Source organism: Pseudolysinimonas yzui (assembly GCF_014653215.1).
Classification (GTDB): Bacteria; Actinomycetota; Actinomycetes; order Actinomycetales; family Microbacteriaceae; genus Pseudolysinimonas_A; species Pseudolysinimonas_A yzui.
Genome location: NZ_BNAI01000001.1, coordinates 1005651 through 1023165 on the forward strand (window position 1 = coordinate 1005651; position 17515 = coordinate 1023165).

Below are 17515 nucleotides of genomic sequence, written 5' to 3' on the forward strand. Positions count from 1 at the left end.
GCCTGCATCCCGGGCGTGTCGCCCCGCAGATGCCCGGAAAATCAGGGCTCGAGGCAGTAGGTCGTGTACCAGCCGGCCACACCCGACTGCGCTTCGGCAGCCGCGATCTGGGTCTGGTTCGCGGCGTCGTCGACCGTGCGGGCCTCGGTGACCGCGTCGATGATGGTCTGACCCCGTTCCGCGAGCAGTTCCATCCCCGTGCGCAGGTCGGCCGGCGAACTCGGCGCCAGCGTCGTCCAGCGATCGGTCCAGGCCTGCATGAGGGTGAGCGACTCGCTGACGGAGGCACCGGGCGCCGGCCACCCGAGCGTCGGTGGAGTCACCATTGTCGGGTCGGCTTCGGCTGCGGCGCAGAACTCCGCGCTGGCCGCGGCGATCTCCGCATGCTCCAACTGGTCGGCACGAATGGTCCAGAGGGCGTAGGCGGCGATTCCGGCGGCGATCGTCGAGATCACGCCGAGGACGAGCGAGGCACGCACCACCCCGATGAGCCAACCGCGACGTCGTCCACTGCGCACGGCGTTGACGATCGCGAGGATGAGCCCGAGCGGACCGGCGACGACGGCGAGCAGGAGCCCGACCTTCTCCCCCGCCGTCGACCTCTCGAGGTCTTCGGGGGTCTCGACGGCGGCCGTTGCGCTCGGCAGGAGCGGGCCGGGCGGGAAGACCGTGGCGGGCACCGCAGGCTCCGACCGCACGAGCGGATGGTCGGGGTAGGTCGGCTCCACCGGCGCCGCAACCAGCGGGGGTTCGGCAAGCGCGGGCGGGCTGCCGAACGCGAAGTCGGGCGGCGCATCCTGGGGTGCCTGGGGTGTCACCGACGGCGGGTACGCGGGTGGCGGGTACGCGGGTGGCGGGTACTCCGGCGCGGGAGTGGCTGCGGGCGGGTACGCGGGTGGGGGGTACGCCGCGGGGGCCTCGTACGGCGAAGGCGGCGCATAGGCCGCGGGCGCCTCTGCTGCGGGAGGCGGCTCGTACGGAGGCGGCTCGAAGGCAGCGGGCGGTTGGTACGCGGGCGGCTCGTATGCCGGAGGCGGCTCGTATGCAGGAGGCGCCTCGTACGCGGCGGGCGGCTCGTATGCCGGAGGCGGCTGGTACGCGGCAGGTGCCTCGTACGTCGAACGCGGCTCGAACCCGGAAGGCGGCTCGTAGGCGGGAACTTCCGGGTACGCGGTCGGCGGGGAGGGCTGAGCCGTGGCCGGGGCGGAGGGGAACGCGGCTGCGGGGTCGAGACCCGCCGGGAATTGCGCCGTCGGAGGGTAGCTCGGCGCGGGGGCCGGCAGATCGTAGGTCTGCGGCGTCGAGGGGGCCGCTGCCGGGGCGGGCAGGTCGTACGACGGCGGCACCTGCGGGGCGGGAGCCGGCATGTCGTACGCGGGAGACGCGGGCGGCGGTTGATAGGTCTGAGGTTCGTAGCTCGGCGGCTCGTAGGCCGGCGGCTCGTAGGCGGGCGCGGCGAAGGCAGGCGGCTCGTACGTCGGCGCCTCGTAGGCGGGCGGGGCCGCGGGCATGGATGCCGGAGCGTCGCTCGGCGCAAGGCCCGGATACTGCGGCGCGGCCGCGGCGGGTGCTCCGGTCGGCGAAGGCGGCGCGGCCGTGGCTTGGGGTTCCGGCTCGGATGGCGCGGCCGTGCGGCGCGGACCGGGCTCGGTCTGCGGGGTGACTCCCCCGAACAGCGCGGCCAGGCCGTCGCTGTCGTCGTCGTTGTTGAAACTCACTTCACCCTCCCCCGCGAGCCTAGGCGACTCTCGTATCCAGGGGGTTACGGAAGCCCGAGCGTCCCGTGGGCATCGCCCCGATCATCCGGCCACCGTCTGCGCGGGGGCGTACACCCCGGCGAGGGTCTTCTTGCCCCGGCGCAACACGGCCAGGCCCCCGGGCAGGAACGCCGTGTCGGCGGTCGCGTCTACCGCTTCGACTCGCGTGTTGTTGAGGTAGACGCCGCCCTGCTCGATCGCGCGGCGCGACTCGCTCAGACTCGAGGTGAGGCCGGCATCCACGAGCAGTTGCGCGACGGTCGATCCGGATGCCGCGGTCGCGGCCGGCAGCTCGGCGATCGCCGACCGCAGGGTCGCCTCGTCGAGCGCGCCCAGGTCGCCGTTGCCGAACAGGGCCTCGGCCGCCGCGAAGGCGGCATCGGTCGCGGCGGCGCCGTGCACCAGGCTCGTGACCTCACGGGCGAGGGTGCGCTGCGCCTCCCGCTTGAACGGCTCTGTCGCCACCGCCTGCTCCAGGCGCTCGATCTCGGCCCGGGAAAGGAACGTGAAGACCTTGATGCGGGAGATCACGTCGGCGTCGTCGGTGTTGAGCCAGAACTGGCTGAACGCGTAGGGGCTGGTGAGCTCGGCATCCAGCCAGACCGCGTTGCCCTCGCTCTTGCCGAACTTGGTGCCGTCGCTGTTGGTGATGAGCGGGGTGCCGATCGCGTGCACCGACACGCCCTCGGCCTTGTGGATGAGGTCGACGCCGCTCGTGAGGTTGCCCCACTGGTCGGATCCTCCGGTCTGCAGCACGCACCCGTACTCGCGGTACAGGTGCAGGAAGTCCATGCCCTGCAGCACCTGGTAGCTGAACTCGGTGTAGGAGATGCCCTCGTCGGAGTGCAGCCGCTTGGCGACGATGTCCTTCTTCACCATCGTGCCGACCCGGAAGTACTTGCCGATGTCGCGCAGGAAGTCGATCGCCGACAGCGGCGCCGTCCAGTCGAGGTTGTTGACCATGCGCGCAGCGTTCGCGCCGTCGAAGGAGAGGAAGCGCTGCACCTGCGCCTGGAGTTTGCCGACCCACTCCGCGACCGTCTCGGGAGTGTTGAGGATGCGCTCCCCCGTCTGCCGGGGGTCGCCGATGAGCCCGGTCGAGCCGCCGACCAGCCCGAGCGGTCGGTGGCCGGCGAGCTGGATGCGGCGCATCGTGAGCAGCTGCACGAGGTTTCCGAGATGCAGGCTCGGCGCCGTGGGGTCGAACCCGCAGTAGAACACCGCGGGAGGACCGGCGAGCAGCTTCTTCAGCTCCCCCGCATCCGTCGAGACGTGCACGAGGTCGCGATAGACGAGCTCATCCCAGACGTCGTCGAACGTCGGATCGTTGCGCTGCGGCGCGAGTCTCTGCTCGTCGGAGCTAGCTGTAGCGGGCACCGGGACAGGTTACCCGCCACTAGGGTGACACCGTGATTCGCCGTATCGCCGCCTTCGCAGCGGCCCTCCTGCTCGCCGCGGGAGCCGTGCTCGCCGCGTCCCCGGCATCCGCGGGGGTCGACGACTTCGAGTTCGAGTCGATGTCGGTGCAGTATTCGCTCAGCCGGGACGCCGACGGCACCGCCCGGTTGCACGTCGTCGAGACGCTCGTGGCGCTGTTCCCCGACTTCGACCAGAACCGCGGCATCCTGCGTGACATCCCGACCAACCTCGGGCGGGTCGACACCGGCGTCGACATCCTGTCGGTCACCGATGAGAACGGCGACCCCGTGCCCTATGAGGAGTCGCGCTGGAGCGACTACCTCGGCGACGACTTCATCGAGCTGGCCCTCGGCACCGACGAGTTCGTGCACGGCCGCACGACCTATGTCATCGAGTGGACCGCCCACGACGTCATCCGCACCTTCGACAGCGGCCAGGAGTTCTACTGGGACGTCAACGGCACCGGGTGGCCGCAGGCGTTCGGCGCGGTGTCGGCGACGCTGCAGCTCTCCCCCGAACTGCGGGCCGCGGCGACCGGTGAGACGGCGTGCTACTTCGGATATGAGGACTCCGACGACCGCTGTGAGATCACGACCACCGACGATGGCGTGGAGGTCGCACCGCTGGCCCTCACCGCCTACCAGAACGTCTCCATGGTCGTCGGCTTCGAGCCCGGCACCTTCCGGGAGGGCACGCCGGTCGACAAGACCTGGCCGTTCGTCGTGCTCCCATGGGTGCTGCTCGGCGTGCTCGCCGCGGCCGGGCTGCTCGCCGCGCTGCTCCGCCGATTCCTGTGGCGGCACGCGCCGGGTCGGGGCATCATCGTGCCCGAGTACGAGGGGCCCGAGGATCTCGGGGTGATGAGCGCTGCACATCTGATCGGGCGCTCGAGCGCGGCCCTTCCTGCACAGATCGTGAAGCTCGCGGTCGACGACATCGTGCAGCTCGTCGAAGATCCCGAGGCGCCCGAGCACCGCCGATTCCGGCTCGACGTGCTGGATGCGTCGGCCGCGGTGTACCCGCCCGACGACCGCGCGTTGCGCAAGCTGTTCGAGAAGAAGGCGAAGAACGGTGCCTCCCTTCCGCTCGACCGCAAGAACCGCAAGCTCGGCGACCGCATCGCGTCGCTCGTGGCGCAGGCCGGCACGGGGCTTCGTCCCCTCTATCTGAGTCGTGGCGAACGCAGTCCGCTGCGACGCCTGATCTTCTGGCCGGCCGTCGCGGTGTTCGTCGGCGCGATCGGGTTGCTGGTGTGGTGCGGGATCCAGGATGTCGGCAGCCCGCTGCTCTCGATCGGCATCCCGGTCGCGATCCTCGGCTCGTTCGTCGTGATGGGCTACAGCGGCAAGCCGGAGCGACGTACCGCGAAGGGCACCGCCGCCTACGAGCAGCTACTCGGCCTGCGCGAGTACCTGCAGCTCGCCGAAGCCGATCGGCTGCGGGTGCTGCAGAGCCCGCAGGGCGCCGTGCGGACCCGGATCGACCCGAACGACTCCGCCGCCGTCGTGAAGCTCTACGAGCGTCTGCTGCCGTGGGCGATCGTCTGGGGCGTCGAGAAGGAGTGGGCCGCCGAGCTCGCGGCCCATTACAGCGAGACGGCGCCCCCGTCGTCGAACCTCAGGTTCTCCTCGGGATTCTCGAGCCTCGCCAGTCTCGGCACGTCCTTCGCCGCGAGTTCGTTCGCGACGACTCCCCCGGTGTCGTCGTCGTCGTCGGGTTCGGGCGGCAGCAGTTCGTCGAGCGGATTCTCCAGCGGAGGCGGGTTCTCCGGCGGCGGCGGCGGGGGTGGTGGCGGCGGCGGCCGTTGATCAAGTCTTGATACTTGATTTGTCTCTATCAAGACTTTAGCCTTGATGGATGTACGTCCTCACCGTCGATCAGATCGACAGCCAGAACCAGGCCGACCAGGTCGACGCCGCGATCCGCGACATCGAGAGCCGGTTCGGCGCCGAACTGCTGGCGCGCCCCGAGCGTACCGCCGGTGACGAGTTCCAGGTCGCGACCGAACGGGGTTCCGTCGCCCTCGACCTGGCATTGACCCTCGTGCGGGCCGGTGCCTGGAGCGTCGGGCTCGGCGTCGGCGACGTGCGCCCCCCGGTCGGCCCGAGCGTGCGGGCGATGACCGGCACGGCGTTCGTCAACGCGCGCGAGGCCGTGAGCACCGCCAAGAAGCGGCCCTCTCGGTTCTCGCTCGTCGCCGACGATCCGCAGACCGCCGCACTCGACCCGCTCATCCGCCTGCTGCTGGCCCTGCGGGAGCGCCGCACCGCCGAAGGCTGGGAACTGTTCGATCTGCTCGACCCCCACCCCGACCTCACTCTCACCGACGCGGCCGGCCGGCTCGGCATCAGCGTGCAGGCCGCGAGCCAGCGGGCACTCACCGCGGGTCTGCGCCTCGATCGCGAAGCACGCGACGTGCTCGGCGACCTGCTGACGGGTGGGAGGATCGGAGGATGATCCAGCTGCAGTTGTTCGCCGGAACCGTCACCTGGATAGGCGCGGTCGTCATCGTGCTGGCGGCCGTGGCCGTCGCGATCCTCGCCATCCGGCTTCGGCAGCCGGCGCTCGCCCTGTTCGGGCTGCTGCCGGTCGGTTTCGGCATCCTGGCCCTCGCGTTCCAGGTGAACGTCGCCGACCCGCCCGTCCTCCCCGCGATCGTCGCGCTCGGTCTCGCCGCACTCGGCATCCTCGGCGGCAACCCGCTCACCGTGTGGGTTCTCGGACGCGCGGCGAAAGGCGACGTCGACAGCGGCACGCACGGCGGCATCCTCGTTCCCGCCGAGACCGCCAGTGGCGCCAAGAGCGCCACCAAGACCCAGGAGGTGCTGCGTGGCGGAACCTGGATCGGCTACCTGGAGCGGGCCGCCGTGATCGGGGCGATCGTCGTCGGGCACTTCGAGATCATCGCCGCCGTCATCGCGATCAAGGGTCTCGGCCGGTTCTCGGAACTCGATGCTCCCGAGGCGCGGGAGCGATTCATCATCGGAACCCTCGTGAGCATGATCTGGGCCGCGCTGTGCGGCGCCCTCATCGTGTTGCCCGCCGTCTTCAGCTCATGAATCGCGGCGCGTGAACACGCTGCGGCTCGCCTTCTCGGCGGCCGACCCAGGACTCCGGCGGCTCGGCGCCGCCGTGCGTGCGACCACCAGCTTCCTCATGGTCGTCGTCGCGCTCTTCGCGGTGTGCGGGGCGACCGGCGTCGAATGGTCGCTGGCGATCCCGGGGATGCTCGCGGCCGCCGTCGGCAGCACGACGATCGGGATGGGAACGCGCGAGCGGCGCCGGTTCGTTCCCCTGCTCGTGCTCGCGGCATCCGGAAGCATCGGCCTCGTGCTGGGCATCCTGGTCGCCGACGACCCGGTGCTCTCGGCTGTCGTGTTCTTCGCCCTGTCCGTCGCCGTGCTCGCCTCGACGCTGCTCGGCACGGCGGGCACGATCGTCGCGCTCGGCGGAGTCGCCGGCTTCGTCGCCGCCGCGATCGCCCGCCCCGGTTGGGCCGATCTGCCGTGGGCGCTCGGCGGGGTGATCGTCGGCGCGGGCCTTCCCGTGCTCATGCTCACGGTGCTGCTGCGGTATCGACCGCGCAGTCACACCCGCAGGATGATCGGCAGCCTGCGCACCCTCGTGGAGCAGATGCCGCTCGCCGTCGCCGAAGGCGAGCAGGCCGCGCGTCGCCACCTCGACGCGCTGGAGGCCGCGATCTCGGTGACTCGCGCGCGCATCGCCGCCGACCCCGACGGCTGGCCGGAGGCCCTGCGACGCGGCGACGGTGCCGCCCTCGCCGAACGCGGGGCGCGTTTCGAACTCGCCGTCACCGCAGCCCTCACCGGCGGCGGCACGGCGGATCTCGATGCCCTCGTCGCCGATCCGCTGCTCGCCGCCCCGGAACGCTCGGTCACGCCCGGCCGCACCTCGACCCTCGACCAGCCCTACGCGCCGCCCCGGCTCGACTGGCGTCGCGCCGGGCGCAGCCTGCTCTCGATCTCGGCGCAACTGCTGACGGCGATCGCCCTGTCGCTCGTCGTCGCGCAGTTCGTCGACCCGCGTCACTGGTACTGGGCGGTGCTCGCCGCCGTCGTGATGGTGTTCGGCACCACCTCGGCCGCGGCATCCCTCAGCAAGGGCTACCGCCGGGTGCTCGGCGCCGTCGGCGGCCTCGCGGTGGGCCTCGGCCTGTCGCTGCTCGTTCACGACAACCTCGTGCTCGTGGCCGTCGTCGCCCTCGTCGCGATGTTCGTGCAGCAGTACGCCGCGGAACTCGCCTACGGGGTCAGCGTCTTCGCCCTCAGCGTGCTCGTGACGGTGCTCTACGGGCAGACGACGGCCGACCTCCTCGAGACGCTCCCCGCCCATCTGCTGCTGACCGGGGCCGGGGCGATCGTCGGAACCGCCGTCGGCTTCGCCGTGCTGCCGGCGCGCCTCGGCGAGACGATGCGGCGCCAGGCCGACGAGGCGATGGCCGAGGTGCAGGCGACCCTGGCGGGGATGGCGGCCGGCGGGCGCTCCGACGAGGTGACCCTCGCCGGCCGCGACGCGCTCGCCCGGTTCGAGGTGCTGCGCTCGGAAGCCAAGTCGTCGCGTCGTGGCTGGCCGCTGTCGCGCCACGAACGCATCCTCGCGGAGCAGATCGGCGCCGGCGCCGTCGTCGCCCGGGAGCTGCGCGCCGCGGTGCACGACTACCGGGCGCGGGTCATCGATCGCCCGGGCTACAGTTCCGCGGTCGCGAGCGTTTCCGCCAAAGTCGCCGCGGTGCGCGCCGAATTGACCGGAGGGCCCTCCCGACATCGCGATGAACCTCCCGTCGTGAGCCCGACGACGCCGGAGCACGGGCTCGTGCGGCTCGAACTCGCGATCGACGGCCTCGCCGTCGCCCTCCGCGCGGGCTGACGCGCAGAGCCTTTCCCCGCGAGCTCAGGCCCGCTTCTTCGGCACCGATCGCTTGTAGGGCGAGACGGTCGGGTCGCCGGGAATCCAGAACCGCCACGGATAGGCGTCCGACCCGCCGTCGCCCGAGACGCCGGTACGCGGGCCGGTCGCGACCTCCGGCACCGGATGCGGCGGCAGGTCAAGCCGGAACAGCTCCCCCAGCCGCGCTCCGTCGTCGGACAGCTGGATCCCGAGTGCCACACACAGCCGCGCGGGGCCGCGGGCGAGGTCGGCGTCGGACTTCGACGTGAGACGACGGGAGCGGGCGGCCTCGAGCCCGGCGACGACCTCTCCCGCCCGCAGCAGCACCGCCGTCGCCTCACCCTCGGCCCCGACGACGATGTTGGCGCAGACGTGCATCCCGTAGGTGAAGTAGACGTAGAGATGACCCGCCGGGCCGAACATGACGGCGGTGCGACGCGTGCGGCCCCGGAAGGCGTGCGACCCGGGATCCTGCTCCCCCAGGTACGCCTCCACCTCGGTGAGACGCACACTCACGCCCCGGCCGTGCAGCACCGCACCGAGCAACTGCGGCGCCACCTCGGTGGCCGGCCGCGCGAGAAAGTCGGTGAGGCCGCTCAGAGCAGCGTGTACCAGATGAGCGCGCCCACGAGTACGACGACGGCGACGCCGACGATGAGCGGGAACTGCCACGGACGCTTGCCGGCCGATCGTGCCTCGCGTTCGGCGCGCGCGGCACGCGCGGCCTCCCGCCGGCGCTGCCAATCGCTCTGACCGGACAGTGTCATGGAGTCTCCTTCAGAGATGCCGGGGCCAGCGGGCGAACCGCGGCGGTGAGGGCGGCGAGTTGCTCGGCGACCCGGGACGGGGCGGTGCCGCCGATCCCCGACCGTGAGGCGATCGACCCGTCGACGGTGAGTACCGCGCGCACGTCGGGCGTCAAGCGGGGATCGATCGCCGCATAGTCGGCATCCGTCGGTTCGTGCAGTTGCAGGCCGCGCTCCTCGCAGAACCGCACCAGGGCACCCGCGATCTCGTGCGCCTCGCGGAACGGAACGCCCTGCCGCACGAGATGGTCGGCGACGTCGGTCGCGAGCGAGAAGCCTTCGGGGGCGAGCGCCCGCATCCGGTCGGTGTCGAACGTGAGCGTCTCGACCATGCCGGCGAACGCGGGCAGCACCAGCTCGAGCGTCGCGACGGAGTCGAAGACCGGCTCCTTGTCTTCCTGCAGGTCACGGTTGTAGGCCAACGGCAGACCCTTGAGCGTCGTGAGCAAGCCGGTGAGGTTGCCGACGAGTCGCCCGGCCTTGCCGCGCGCCAGTTCGGCGATGTCGGGGTTCTTCTTCTGCGGCATGATGCTCGAGCCGGTCGAGTAGCCGTCGTCGAGGCGGGCGAAACCGAACTCGCGGGTCGTCCAGAGGATCACGTCTTCGGCGAAGCGCGACACGTCGACGCCGATCTGGGCGGCGACGTACGCGAACTCGGCCACGACATCCCGGGCGCTCGTCGCGTCGATCGAGTTCGGCAGCGGCTCGCCGAGGTTCAGCTCCCGCGCGACGATCGCCGGGTCGAGACCCAGCGCGCCGCCGGCCAGCGCACCGGCGCCATACGGCGAGGCCTGCGCCCGGCCGCGCCAGTCGCGCAGGCGCTCCAGGTCGCGTACGAGCGGCCAGGCATGGGCGAGCAGGTGATGGGCGAGCAGGATCGGCTGGGCGTGCTGCAAGTGCGTGCGACCCGGCATCGCGGCATCCGGATGCGCGGAAGCCTGCCCGGCGATCGCGTCGATCAGCCGCACCAGCTCGCGGCTGACGACGTCGGCGTGATCGAGCAGGTACATGCGGATGAGAGTGGCGATCTGGTCGTTGCGGCTGCGGCCCGCGCGCAGCTTGCCGCCGAGCTCCGGGCCGACGACCGACACGAGGGCCGCCTCGAGGGCGCCGTGCACGTCTTCGTCGTCGTCGGTCGCGACGAGTTCGCCGCTCTCCAGCCGCCGGGCGAGTTCGTCGAGTCCGGCGTGCATCGCCGACTCCTCGTCGGGGGTCAAGTGACCCGCCGCGGCGAGCGCCTTTGCGTGCGCGTGCGACCCGGCGAGGTCATAGAACGCCAGCACCCAGTCGAAGTGGGTGCTGCGGCTCAGCGCCGCGAGCTCCGGGGCCGGACCCCCCTCGAAACGCGCGCCCCAGAGCTTCGCCATCAGGGGCCGGTCTCGACACGCGGGCTGCGCCCGCTACTCGACCACCGAGTCATGAGAGGTCCCGGCGGGCGGAGATCTTCGACGGAAGGGACCAGATCTCGATGAAGCCCTTCGCGAGCGACTGGTCGAAGGTGTCGCCGGTGTCGTAGGTCGCGAGCGAGAAGTCGTAGAGCGACTGGTCGCTCTTGCGGCCGGTGACGACCGCGCGGCCGCCCTGCAGCTGCAGCCGGATCTCGCCGGAGACGTACTTCTGGGTGTCGTCGATGAAGGCATCCATGCTGCGCTTCAGCCCCGAGAACCACAGGCCTTCGTAGACCAGCTCGGCCCAGTCGGCCTCCATCTTGCGCTTGTAGCGATTGACGTCGCGTTCGAGGGTGAGGTTCTCGAGCTCCTCGTGCGCGGCGATGAGGGCGATCGCGCCCGGCGCCTCGTAGACCTCACGGCTCTTGATGCCGACGAGCCGGTCTTCGACGATGTCGATGCGCCCGACGCCGTGCTGGCCGGCGATCGTGTTCATCTGCATGACGGCCTGCAGCGGCGTGACGGCGACCCCGTCGATCGCCACCGGGATGCCCTGGGCGAACGTGATCGTCACCTCGTCGGCGGGGCCGTCGGCGGCCGGATCCTGCGTGTACTCGTAGAGGTCCTCGATGGGCGCGTTCCACGGGTCTTCGAGGAATCCGGTCTCGACGGCGCGGCCCCAGACGTTCTTGTCGATCGAGTAGGGGTTCTTCTTCGACTGCTGGATCGGCAGGTTGTGCTCTTCCGCATACACGATCGCCTTGTCGCGGGTGAGCGCGAGGTCGCGCACCGGCGCGATGCTCGTCAGGTCGGGGGCGAGCGCGGCGACCGCGGCCTCGAAGCGCACCTGGTCGTTGCCCTTGCCGGTGCAGCCGTGCGCGACGGTGTCGGCTCCGAGCTCCTTGGCGACCCGCGCGAGGTGCCGGGCGATCACCGGACGGCTGAGCGCCGAGACCAGCGGATACCGCTTCTGGTACAGAGCGTTGGCCTTGAGCGCCGGCATCAGGTAGTCGTTCGCGAACTCGTCCTTCGCGTCGACCACGACCGACTCCACGGCGCCGCAGTCGAGGGCACGCTGACGGATGTCGTTCATGTCCTCACCGCCCTGGCCGACGTCGACCGCGAGCGCGATGACCTCCTTGCCGGTCGCATCCTTGAGCCAGCCGATCCCGACCGAGGTGTCGAGTCCGCCCGAGTAGGCGAGGACGACGCGTTGTGCCATGTGTTTTGTCTCTCCTGTGATTGCCGATGTTCAGCTTAGGGATGGGTAGTGTGGGCGCATGTCCGAGCCGAACTCAGCGCCCGACCCGACTCCCGAGGTTCCGAAGGCTCCGTCGTACACGTACGACACGCCGGCAGCGGCCGCCCCGAGCAACCCGCTCCCCCCGCCGACGTACGGCGAGCGGGTTCCGGACTACAGCGCGGCACCCGTCTACGGTCAGCAGCCGTACCAGCCGCCGGTCAAGCGTCGCCGCACCTGGGACCTGGTGCTGACCGTCATCCTGTTCGTCGTCGGATTCTTCGGGATGCTGATCGGCCTGTTCTACGCCTGGGCGTTCTCCGACCCGGTGCTGCTCAACGAGGCGATGGGCCAGGGCGGCATGGGCGGCTTCAACGGCACCATCGGCGCCGGCCCGGCGATCATCGCCGTGAGCCACATCGTGCTCTACCTCGTCGCGCTCGGCGTCGGCATCCTGTTGCTGGTGAAGAACAAGATCGCGTTCTGGGTGCCGCTCAGCGCCGGCGTGATCGCGGCGATCGTGTTCTGGGGCGTGCTGGTCAGCATCCTGCTGAGCGACCCCGACTTCATGGCCAACGTCTACCGCTGACCCCGGCGGGTCGATCACCGGGAGCTCTTCTCGAGCAACCAGGTGAGCAGTGCCTTCTGGGCGTGCAGCCGGTTCTCGGCCTCGTCCCAGATGACGCTCTGCGGTCCGTCGATGACTTCGGCCGCCACCTCGTAGCCGCGGTCCGCCGGCAGGCAGTGCAGGAAGATCGCGTCGGGCTTCGCGAGCGTCATCAGCTCCGGCGTCACCTGGTAGCCGCCGAACACGGCGACGCGGTGCGCCTTCTCGTCTTCCTTGCCCATCGACACCCACGTGTCGGTGACGACGACGTCGGCCCCGGCGACGGCTTCGTTCGGGTCGGTGAAGATCGTGACCGAGCCCCCGGTCTCGGCGGCGCGGGCGTCGGCATCCGACACCACGGCATCCACCGGGCTGAACTCCTCGGGAGCCGCGACCCGCACGTGCATGCCCGCGGTCGCGCAGGCGAGCAGATAGCTGTGCGCCATGTTGCTCGCCCCGTCACCGAGGAACGTCACGGTGAGGCCCGCGAGCGTGCCCTTGTGCTCCCGGATGGTGAGCAAGTCGGCGAGCAACTGGCACGGGTGGAAGTCGTCCGAGAGCGCGTTGACGACCGGCACCGTGGTGCCCTGCGCCATCTGTTCGAGCCCCGACTGCGCGTAGGTGCGCCAGACGATCGCCGCGACCTGCCGCTCCAGCACGCGGGCCGTGTCCGACGGGCTCTCCTTGCCGCCGAGCTGGCTGTTCGCGGTCGAGATGATGAGCGGGATGCCGCCGAGGTCGGCGATGCCGACGGCGAACGACACCCGGGTGCGGGTCGACGACTTGTCGAAGATCACCGCGACCGTCTGCGGCCCCTCGAGCGGCTTACGGCCCCAGCGGTCGGCCTTGATCGCCTCGGCGAGGTCGAGGATCTCGGTCTGCTCGGCCTGGGTGAGGTCGTCGTCGCGGAGGAAGTGCCGGGTCATGAGCTGCTGCTTTCGGTTGCGGCCAGAGCTTGGGTGAAGAGATCGAGGAAGCGGTCGACATCGGCGTCGTCGATCGTGAGCGGCGGGGCGAGGCGGATGCGGTCCTCCGCCGCCGCGTTGACGATGAGCCCCAGCTCGAGGGCACGCGCGGCGACGGCGTTCGCCCACGGGCCGGTGAGGCCGATGCCGACGAGCAAGCCTCGGCCGGAGACATCTGTGATGGCAGGGTGTGCGAGCGTCGCGAGGCCGGCCCGGATGCGCCCCCCCATCGCCCGGGCGTTGCCCACGAGGTCGGCGCGTTCGATCTCGCCGAGCACGGCGTTCGCCGTCGCGGTCGCGAGCGGGTTGCCGCCGAACGTCGTGCCGTGGTCGCCGGGCTTCAGGATGTCGCCCGCCGTTCCGAAGGCGACGAGCGCCCCGATCGGGAAGCCGCCGCCGATGCCCTTCGCGAGCGCGACCACGTCGGGCATGGTGCCTGACGGCAGGGCGCCTTCGTGCTGAAAGGCGAACCACTCCCCGGTGCGCCCCGCTCCGGTCTGGATCTCGTCGAGGATCAGCAGCGCGCCGTGTTGCGCGGTGAGTTCGCGGGCGCGCGCCAGGTAGCCCTCGGGCAGGTCGAGCACGCCCGCCTCGCCCTTGATCGGCTCGAGCACGAGCGCGGCGACGTCATCGCCGATCGCGGCTTCGAGCGCGTCGACCGTCGTCGGGAGGAACTCCGGCCCCGGCAGCAGCGGCTCGAACGGCTCCCGCAGGGCCGGCTTGCCGGTGATCGACAGGGCACCCAGCGTGCGGCCGTGGAACGACTTTTCCAGCGCCAGGATGCGCGGCCGCCCGGTGCGCCGGGCGATCTTGACCGCGGCCTCCATCGCCTCCGTGCCCGAGTTGCAGAAGAACACCGAGGTGCCGCCGGTGAGCCGCTTGAGCCGCTCGGCGAGTTCCAGCTGCGGTTCGCTCGCGAAGTAGTTGGAGACGTGCGCGAGCGTCGCCGCCTGGCGGCTCACGGCATCCACGAACACCGGATGGGCGTGCCCGAGCGCGTTCACTGCGATGCCGGCGAGGAAGTCGAGGTACTCGACGCCGTCGACATCCCACACCCGCGCGCCCTCGCCGCGGGCGAGCACCTTCAACGGGGTGGGCGCGTAGGAGAACATCGCCTCCCGGAACCGGTCACTCATGCGACCACCTCTGTGCCGATGCCGGCGTCGGTGAAGATCTCCAGCAGCACCGAGTGCGGGCGGCGACCGTCGATGATGGCCGCCTTCGGCACTCCGCCGGCGACGGCTTCGAGACATGCGGTCATCTTCGGGATCATCCCGCTTTCCAGTTTCGGCAGCAGCGCCGTGAGTTCGGGCACCGTGATGTTCGAGACGAGCGAGTCGCGGTTCGGCCAGTCGGCGTAGAGCCCCGCGACATCGGTGAGGATGACCAGCTTCTCCGCGCCGAGGGCGACCGCGAGAGCCGCGGCGGCGGAGTCGGCGTTGACGTTGAGCGACTGACCCGGCACGTCGAGGTCGGGCGCGATCGACGAGACCACCGGGATGCGCCCCGCCTCGACCTCCGCGAGCACCGACGCGGGGTCGACCTGCACGACGTCGCCGACCAGGCCGATGTCGACGAGTTCCCCGTCGACCATCGCGCCGCGCTTGCGGCCGCCGAACAGCCCGGCGTCCTCGCCCGAGATCGCCGAGGCGAGCGGGCCGTGCTCGTTGATGAGGGTCACCAGCTCGCGGCTCACCTGACCGGTGAGCACCATGCGCACGACCTCCATCGCCTCCGGGGTCGTCACCCGGTAGCCGCCGCGGAACTCGCTCGGGATGCCGAGCCGGTCGAGCATCGCGGTGATCTGCGGGCCGCCGCCGTGCACGACGACCGGCTTCAGTCCGACGTAGCGCAGGTAGACCATGTCTTCGGCGAACGCCCGCTGCAGCTCGGGGCTCACCATCGCGTTGCCGCCGAACTTGACGACGACGATCTTGCCCGAGAAGCGCTTCAGCCAGCCCAGGGATTCGATGAGCGTGCCGGCCTTGATCTCGGCACCGAGCGCCCGCTCGTCGGCTTCGAGTTCCTCGGGCGTCATGAGCTGTACGCCGAATTCTCGTGCACGTAGTCGTGCGTGAGGTCGTTGGTGAGGATGGTCGCGCCCGCGTTCCCGGCATGCAGCTCGAGCTGCAAGAGCAGCTGTCGCGGCGTGAGATCGACCTCCTCGCGCGGCCGGTCGGGGCCGCCCTTCGTGCACACCCGCACGCCGTTCATGAGCACGTCGACGTCGTAGGGGTCGAAGGCGGCCTGCGTCGTGCCGATCGCGGCGAGCACCCGGCCCCAGTTGGCGTCGTTGCCGAACACCGCCGCCTTGAACAGATTGTTCCGCGCGATCGCCCGGCCGACCTCGACGGCATCCTCTTCGGTCGCCGCCGACATGACCTCGATGACGATGTCGTGACTCGCGCCCTCGGCATCCTGCTGCAACTGGAACGCGAGATCCATGCAGAGCGCCTGCAGTTCCGCCGTGAAGGCGTGGATGTCGGGGCTGACGCCCGAGGCCCCGCTCGCGAGCAGGGTCACCTGGTCGTTCGTCGACATGCAGCCGTCGCTGTCGAGCCGGTCGAAGCTGATCCGGGTCGCCGCCCGGAGTGCCTCGTCGAGCTGTTCGCTCGTCAGGTCGGCGTCGGTCGTGATGACGACGAGCATCGTCGCGAGCCCGGGCGCGAGCATCCCGGCGCCCTTCGCCATGCCGCCGATCTTCCAGCCGTCGCCATCGCGGGTCGCCGTCTTCGGGTGCGTGTCGGTCGTGATGATCGCGGCAGCGGCATCCGGTCCCCCGTCGGCGGAGAGGGCGGCAGCCGCGGCGGCGATGCCCGGCAGCAGCTTCTCCCGGTCGAGCTGCATGCCGATGAGGCCGGTCGAGCAGACGAGCACGTCGCCCGCGCTGATCCCGAGCGCCTCACCGACCGCCTCGGCCATCAGGTGGGTCGTCTGGAATCCCTCGCTGCCGGTGAAGCAGTTCGCTCCCCCGGAGTTGAGCACGATCGCGCTCACGGTGCCGTCGGCGATGACCTGCTGCGACCAGATGATCGGGTTCGCCTTCGCCCGGTTGCTGGTGAACACCGCGGCGGCGTTCTGCAACGGACCGGTGTTGACGACGAGCGCCAGGTCGGCGTTGCCCGACGACTTGAGACCGATCGGGATGCCGGCGGCGGTGAAACCCTTCGCGTACGTCGTGCTCACGGGGCGACTCCATCGAGGGGAAGGCCGAGCGTCTCGGCGAAGCCGAGCGCGAGGTTGGCGGACTGGACGGCGGCACCGGCGGTGCCCTTCACGAGGTTGTCGAGCGCGCTGACGACGACCACCCGGCCGGCCCGTTCGTCGATGGCGAGCCCGATGAGCACCGTGTTCGCACCCGTCGTGTCGCCGGACTTCGGGAAGGTGCCGGCGGGCAGTAGATGCACGAACGGTTCGTCGGCGTAGGCGGTCTCCCAGGCCTCCCGCACGGCGGCGGCGCTTGCGGTCAGCTTCGCGGTCGACGTGGCCAGAATGCCGCGGGCCATCGGCACGAGCACCGGCGTGAAGTTCAGGGTGACCCCCGACCCGCCCGCGGCGGTGAGGTTCTGCACGACCTCCGGGTTGTGCCGGTGGGTGCCGCCGACTCCGTAGGCCGACGCGGACCCGAGGATCTCGGCGGCGAGCAGGTCGGTCCGCAGGCTCTTGCCCGCGCCCGACGGGCCGACCGCGAGAACCGAGACGAGATCGTCGGCCGCGATGACCCCCGCCGCGATCCCCGGCGCGAGTCCGAGGGTGATCGCGGTGACGTTGCAGCCGGGAACGGCGATGCGGGTCGCGCCCACCAGGTTCGTGCGTTGCGTGCCGCCTCCCGCGAGACGCAACTCCGGCATCCCGTACGTCCACGCGCCGTGGTACTCGCCGCCGTAGAACGCCGCCCACGCGCTCTCGTCGGTGAGCCGGTGGTCGGCGCCGCAGTCGATGACGAGCACGTCGTCGGGCAGGTGCGCGGTGATCGCCCCCGACGCGCCGTGCGGCAGGGCGAGGAACACGACATCGGCCCCCGACAGCACGGCGGGGGTGGTCTCCTGCAGCACGAGGTGGCGCAGCGAGACGAGATGGGGATGCACGGCAGCCAGCGGCTGCCCGGCGTTCTGGTGAGCCGTCACGGTGACGACCTCGAACTCGGGGTGGGCGGAGAGCAGCCGCAGCAGCTCGCCACCCGCATAGCCGCTCGCGCCAGCGACGGCGACGGACACAGACATGGATGGGGCCTTCAGATTCGACGGGACGAGGACTTGTCTGTGGCGACGTCGCGCGAACTCACGAGGGCTCAGCGGGGCGACGTCGCCTAGAGTCGGCGCGCGCGGCGGATCGAACGGAGCTCGAGGCCCCGGATGTCGTCCCGCGTGAATTCCACGCCTCGACCATACTCCCCGTGCGCGACCGAGCACTAATCTGGTTCGT

At 70.8% G+C, this 17515-nt stretch carries 16 protein-coding genes; 5 read left to right on the forward strand and 11 right to left on the reverse strand.

The window, feature by feature from the left end; translation table 11 throughout:
- Positions 1-41 precede the first annotated feature (41 nt).
- Entirely contained in the window at positions 42-1718 is a 1677-nt protein-coding gene (locus tag IE173_RS05055) for a hypothetical protein (protein WP_191282264.1), read from the reverse strand.
- 81 nt (positions 1719-1799) lie between these two features.
- Positions 1800-3134, reverse strand: coding sequence for a tyrosine--tRNA ligase (gene tyrS, locus IE173_RS05060; protein WP_191282265.1), 1335 nt, complete (start codon positions 3132-3134; stop codon positions 1800-1802).
- Positions 3135-3166: 32 nt separating this feature from the next.
- Between tyrS and IE173_RS05065 the strand changes: the two genes are divergently transcribed.
- Genes IE173_RS05065 through IE173_RS05080 form a run of 4 tightly spaced genes read left to right on the forward strand, consistent with a single transcriptional unit; the run spans position 3167 to position 8063 of the window.
- Positions 3167-4984, forward strand: coding sequence for a DUF2207 domain-containing protein (locus tag IE173_RS05065; RefSeq protein ID WP_191282266.1), 1818 nt, complete (start codon positions 3167-3169; stop codon positions 4982-4984).
- A 49-nt stretch (positions 4985-5033) separates the two neighbouring features.
- Complete coding sequence (locus IE173_RS05070) at positions 5034-5633, forward strand: DNA-binding protein (RefSeq protein WP_191282267.1); 600 nt, start codon at positions 5034-5036, stop codon at positions 5631-5633.
- Complete coding sequence (locus IE173_RS05075) at positions 5630-6235, forward strand: hypothetical protein (RefSeq protein WP_191282268.1); 606 nt, start codon at positions 5630-5632, stop codon at positions 6233-6235. Before IE173_RS05070 ends, IE173_RS05075 begins: the two co-directional genes overlap by 4 nt.
- 10 nt (positions 6236-6245) lie before the next feature.
- Complete coding sequence (locus IE173_RS05080; protein ID WP_191282269.1) at positions 6246-8063, forward strand: FUSC family protein; 1818 nt, start codon at positions 6246-6248, stop codon at positions 8061-8063.
- Between the two features lie 24 nt (positions 8064-8087).
- Here IE173_RS05080 and IE173_RS05085 read toward each other — a convergent pair whose 3' ends face one another.
- Genes IE173_RS05085 through IE173_RS05100 form a run of 4 tightly spaced genes read right to left on the reverse strand, consistent with a single transcriptional unit; the run spans position 8088 to position 11500 of the window.
- The gene (locus tag IE173_RS05085; protein ID WP_191282512.1) at positions 8088-8699 is read right to left on the reverse strand and encodes a DNA-3-methyladenine glycosylase; all 612 of its coding nucleotides are present in this window, start codon (positions 8697-8699) and stop codon (positions 8088-8090) included.
- The gene (locus tag IE173_RS05090; protein WP_191282270.1) at positions 8681-8851 is read right to left on the reverse strand and encodes a hypothetical protein; all 171 of its coding nucleotides are present in this window, start codon (positions 8849-8851) and stop codon (positions 8681-8683) included. Before IE173_RS05090 ends, IE173_RS05085 begins: the two co-directional genes overlap by 19 nt.
- The gene (gene argH, locus IE173_RS05095; RefSeq protein WP_191282271.1) at positions 8848-10257 is read right to left on the reverse strand and encodes an argininosuccinate lyase; all 1410 of its coding nucleotides are present in this window, start codon (positions 10255-10257) and stop codon (positions 8848-8850) included. The genes IE173_RS05090 and argH overlap by 4 nt, the downstream gene beginning before the upstream one ends.
- A gap of 49 nt (positions 10258-10306) precedes the next feature.
- On the reverse strand, positions 10307-11500 hold the full coding sequence (locus IE173_RS05100; RefSeq protein WP_191282272.1) for an argininosuccinate synthase: 1194 nt from the start codon (positions 11498-11500) through the stop codon (positions 10307-10309).
- 58 nt (positions 11501-11558) lie between these two features.
- Here IE173_RS05100 and IE173_RS05105 point away from each other — a divergent pair, with 58 nt between their 5' ends.
- Positions 11559-12107 carry a DUF6264 family protein gene (locus IE173_RS05105; RefSeq protein WP_191282273.1) on the forward strand — a complete coding sequence of 183 codons (549 nt, stop codon included), beginning with the start codon at positions 11559-11561 and terminating at the stop codon, positions 12105-12107.
- A gap of 14 nt (positions 12108-12121) precedes the next feature.
- On the opposite strand, the gene argF is transcribed toward IE173_RS05105, so the two are convergent.
- The 5 genes from argF to argC are packed head-to-tail and all read right to left on the reverse strand — an operon-like array spanning position 12122 to position 17313.
- Complete coding sequence (gene argF / locus IE173_RS05110) at positions 12122-13051, reverse strand: ornithine carbamoyltransferase (protein ID WP_191282274.1); 930 nt, start codon at positions 13049-13051, stop codon at positions 12122-12124.
- Positions 13048-14226: an acetylornithine transaminase gene (locus tag IE173_RS05115; protein WP_191282275.1), complete on the reverse strand. Its 1179-nt coding sequence runs from the start codon at positions 14224-14226 to the stop codon at positions 13048-13050. Before IE173_RS05115 ends, argF begins: the two co-directional genes overlap by 4 nt.
- Complete coding sequence (gene argB, locus IE173_RS05120) at positions 14223-15128, reverse strand: acetylglutamate kinase (protein ID WP_191282276.1); 906 nt, start codon at positions 15126-15128, stop codon at positions 14223-14225. The genes IE173_RS05115 and argB overlap by 4 nt, the downstream gene beginning before the upstream one ends.
- A complete protein-coding gene (argJ, locus tag IE173_RS05125) occupies positions 15125-16276 on the reverse strand; it encodes a bifunctional glutamate N-acetyltransferase/amino-acid acetyltransferase ArgJ (protein ID WP_191282277.1) in 1152 nt (383 codons plus the stop codon). Before argJ ends, argB begins: the two co-directional genes overlap by 4 nt.
- The gene (gene argC / locus IE173_RS05130) at positions 16273-17313 is read right to left on the reverse strand and encodes an N-acetyl-gamma-glutamyl-phosphate reductase (protein ID WP_191282278.1); all 1041 of its coding nucleotides are present in this window, start codon (positions 17311-17313) and stop codon (positions 16273-16275) included. Before argC ends, argJ begins: the two co-directional genes overlap by 4 nt.
- Between the last annotated feature and the right edge of the window lie 202 nt (positions 17314-17515).

Coding starts and splice junctions, on each gene's coding strand:
- IE173_RS05105 (WP_191282273.1), top strand. CDS start 11,559: ATGTCCGAGCCGAACTCAGCGCCCGACCCGACTCCCGAGGTTCCGAAG.
- argF (WP_191282274.1), bottom strand. CDS start 13,051: ATGACCCGGCACTTCCTCCGCGACGACGACCTCACCCAGGCCGAGCAG.
- argH (WP_191282271.1), bottom strand. CDS start 10,257: ATGGCGAAGCTCTGGGGCGCGCGTTTCGAGGGGGGTCCGGCCCCGGAG.
- IE173_RS05075 (WP_191282268.1), top strand. CDS start 5,630: ATGATCCAGCTGCAGTTGTTCGCCGGAACCGTCACCTGGATAGGCGCG.
- argC (WP_191282278.1), bottom strand. CDS start 17,313: ATGTCTGTGTCCGTCGCCGTCGCTGGCGCGAGCGGCTATGCGGGTGGC.
- IE173_RS05090 (WP_191282270.1), bottom strand. CDS start 8,851: ATGACACTGTCCGGTCAGAGCGATTGGCAGCGCCGGCGGGAGGCCGCG.
- IE173_RS05115 (WP_191282275.1), bottom strand. CDS start 14,226: ATGAGTGACCGGTTCCGGGAGGCGATGTTCTCCTACGCGCCCACCCCG.
- IE173_RS05100 (WP_191282272.1), bottom strand. CDS start 11,500: ATGGCACAACGCGTCGTCCTCGCCTACTCGGGCGGACTCGACACCTCG.
- IE173_RS05070 (WP_191282267.1), top strand. CDS start 5,034: ATGTACGTCCTCACCGTCGATCAGATCGACAGCCAGAACCAGGCCGAC.
- argB (WP_191282276.1), bottom strand. CDS start 15,128: ATGACGCCCGAGGAACTCGAAGCCGACGAGCGGGCGCTCGGTGCCGAG.